We start from the raw sequence: 3,345 nt of genomic DNA, 5'->3' as shown, positions 1-3,345 counted from the left end.
TTTTTTCAAGCAGAAGACGGCATACGAGCTCTTCCGGAGCCGCGCCACCACGTCCTTGCCGGTGCCGGTTTCGCCGGAGATGAGAACGGTGGGAAGGCCCTGGCTCCCTTCCAGCCGGCTCAATTGATCGATCTTTTCCAAGAGGGGGCGGATCGTCGGGGACTCTCCGATCAAGATCGGCTCATCCAAGCTTCGATAATAGGCAAGCTCCTGCTTGAGGCGGACGTTCTCTTCCACTCGATCGACGAGCACGCGAAGGCGCTCCAGATCGAGCGGCTTTTGAAGATAGTCGAAAGCGCCGAGCTTCATCACGGCGACCGCATCCTCAACAGAGGCGTAAGCCGTGAAGACGAGGGCTGCCAGCGCTGGATGGAGAGCGCGCGCCCGGCGGAGCAGCTCCGGTCCGGAAATGCCCGGAAGGCGCGCATCGAGGAGAAGCAGGTCGGGAGCGGTAAGCTCGGCTTGCCGAAGCCCTTCGTTTCCGTCGAAGGCTAGGGCGACTTCGTGGCCTTGGGCGGAGAGGACCTCGCGAATCGACCGCGCGAGATTGCGTTCGTCTTCGACCAAAAGAATGTTAAGTCCCATCGCTCCCCAATGAGGCAGAGGGGAAAAGCAGGGTCACCCGCGTTCCCTTGCCGAAGCTGCTGCTCACCCGGAGCTCGCCTCCATTCTGGCTAACGTATCGCTGGACGATGGCCAGGCCCAAGCCGGATCCTTCCGGACGGGTCGTAAAAAAAGGTTCGGTCACCCGCTGGAGATTCTCTTCCAGGATCCCTTCCCCGTCATCCTCGATTTCGAGAAAGACCCATCGATCCGATCGGAGCCCCGTTCGCAATTGGATGCGACCTCGAGGGCCGACGGCGGCGAGCGCATTGGCCAAAAGCTCGAGGAGCACTTGCTCCATCTGGGCCGGATCGAAACGGGTCGGGGCCAAGTCGGTGTCGAGAAAGAGATCGATCGCGACTTCCTTGCCTTCCCCTTTGGCCAAGGAGGGCACGATGGCTTCGACCAGCCCATTGAGGTTGCCCAGGATCGGTCGTGGAGAGAGGGGCTTGGCAAAGCTCAAAAGCTGGCCGATTCGGCGGTCGAGGCGGTCGGTTTCGACGATGATCTCCCGAAGGGTCTCTTTCGCCGAGGGGGAGGGAGTTGGCTGGAGAAGGCCTACCTGCGCCAACGCGCGGATGCTCGCCAGCGGATTACGAATTCCATGGGCGACGGCGGCAGCGGTGGTGCCGATGGAGGCCATCCGCTCGGCTTGTACGATCTTCTCTTGAGAGGCTCGAAGCTCGCTTGCCATCTGGCGGAAGGCGAGCGCGAGCTCGCGGAGATCCCCCGACGGGGGAACTTCCGGATCGGCGTCGAGATCGCCCCGGCCGATCTTCCGGGCGGCTTCGACCAGATTGCGCAAGGGGCGGCCGATTCCCTGGGAGAGCCAGAGTGAGACGAGGGAGGCCAATCCCAGCCCGGCGAGGAAGCAGAGAGCGACCAAGAGCGTCGCCGTTTCCTTGAGTCGGCGTGCCTGATTTCGGGCACGTTCGATCGCCCCTTCATGGAAGACGCGCTCTAGGGCTCGGACCGATTGCCGGAAGGGGCCGTCCAAAAATGCCTCGAGGGAGTCGACTCCCGAAAACGGGGTCGGTCCCGAAGAGCGAGTCGATCGCTCTAGGATCTCCCACCCCATCCTTTCGAGCTGAAGGGCGTTTTGCTCGACGGCGGCGAGGCCCTCCTTTTCTGATTCCCCTCGGGGGAGGGAACGACAGCGGGCCAGGAGCCCGCGCACCCGATCGGCGAAGGAGGCGAACTGCGTTTCGGCCTTAGGATCCCTTCCTCCGACGAAATCGGAGACTTCGGCAACCTCCCGTTGGGCAAAGAGCTCGAGATCGACGAGCAGCGAAAGCTGGGTCAGCTCCTCCCCAACCTGCTCGACTCGTTTTTGTCCCCGCAGGGCCAACCAGGCGGCCTCGATGGATAGGGCGGCCACCAGGAGAAAGAGTATGCTGGAGGCGAGGCGAATGCGGGTCGCAATTTTCATGAGTCGGGATCTCCCCTCCGGTTTGCCGCCGCCGGTTTTCGGAGGCGGGCGAGAGGCCATTTCCGCAGACGGCTCCCATTAGAATTGGAAGCGAACCCCACCCCAGACGCCGAACGGCGAGCCCGGATTGAGAAAGGGCTCGATGGTCCCGCCGTTCGGTGCCCCCGTGAAGACATTCTGGCTGATCAGTCCCGAGTTAAAATAGTGCAGATCCATGACGTTGGTCGCAAAGGCATAAATCTGGCACCACTTGGTGAGGTTATAATAGGTCTGGATGTTGAGCGCCTCCCAGCCGGAGACCATCGGATAGATGTTGGCATAGTCCCCGTAGAGGAAGCTGCTCGAGTAGTATTGGAAATCGGCGGAAACCTGCCACCGATCCGTAAGCTGACAGCTGACCCCGACTTTGACCATCTGCTCGGGGAGGCCCCCTCGCCGGTCCCCCGGCTGGACCGAGACCGGTCCGATCGTATTGACCAAGTGCAGGGAGTTTTGAAAGGTGGCTTCCAGAAAGGACCAGTTGGCGAACCAGCTGAACTTCCCGTGGGTCCCCTGGAGCATGACTTCCACGCCCTGATTCTGCTCATCGGCGACGTTGGCAAAGAAACCCGCGGCCGAATGGCCGGTCTGTTGAAACTGGAGCTGATTGGTCAGGTCGGTGCGGTAGAAGGCGAAGTTCCAGTTGATTTCCTGAGGAAGCTTCCCGCGAAAGCCGCTTTCGTAGGTCTGCGCATAGACCGGGGAGAGGGAGGGGTCACCGATCTGAGCCATCGGCAAGATCACTGGGTTGAGCGGGTTCGCCCCGACCAGCTCATCGGGCATCGGCGCCCGGAAGCTTTCGCTGTAGTTAAAGAAAAAGGTAAGATCTCGAAGCTCGGGCTCGACGATCCCGAACGCGCGCAGCGGTTGGAGCGTGAATCCGGCCGCCGGAGTGATCGGTTGGAAATCCTCGAGAGCCGCCGTGGAAGCGATCGACCCATTGGGATTGACTCCGTAACCGCCGAGTTGCACCTGCATATAGTTGTAACGCATGGCTCCAGTGATGTGGAACCAGTCGGTAGGAGAGAAGGTGTCGGTCAAGTAGAGGCCGGCAAAATCGTTGAAACCCGGAACGGCGAACTGCGCTTGAAAGCCGAAACCGGGGATGAGGATATTGTTGTAATTGGCTCCCATGGCTGCAGGATAGAATCCTGAGCTGAAATAACTTTCCGCCCAATCGAAGCTCGCTCCGGTCAAGAAGTAGTTTTCACAGCCGAAAATCTTCCGATTGCATTGCAGCTGGAGCCGGGCACCGGCTCCGGTCTGATCGAACG

3 protein-coding genes are annotated in these 3,345 nt (G+C 60.8%); all 3 read right to left on the bottom strand.

Annotation, left to right across the window (positions count from 1 at the left end):
- The coding region (locus FN369_RS11735; RefSeq protein WP_142526138.1) for a sigma-54-dependent transcriptional regulator at positions 1-585 on the bottom strand (585 nt) is incomplete at its 3' end.
- Positions 575-2,032 carry an ATP-binding protein gene (locus FN369_RS10790; protein WP_178087821.1) on the bottom strand — a complete coding sequence of 486 codons (1,458 nt, stop codon included), beginning with the start codon at positions 2,030-2,032 and terminating at the stop codon, positions 575-577. The genes FN369_RS10790 and FN369_RS11735, both read right to left, overlap by 11 nt.
- A gap of 78 nt (positions 2,033-2,110) precedes the next feature.
- Positions 2,111-3,345 (bottom strand): TonB-dependent receptor domain-containing protein (locus FN369_RS10785; RefSeq protein WP_142526136.1); only part of this gene is annotated, 1,235 nt, incomplete at its 5' end.

The sequence above is a fragment of the Methylacidimicrobium cyclopophantes genome (assembly GCF_902143385.2).
In the GTDB taxonomy this organism is placed as follows: domain Bacteria; phylum Verrucomicrobiota; class Verrucomicrobiia; order Methylacidiphilales; family Methylacidiphilaceae; genus Methylacidimicrobium; species Methylacidimicrobium cyclopophantes.
Note: the sequence above shows the minus strand (reverse complement) of the source record. Positions and strands in the feature narration are given on the sequence as shown.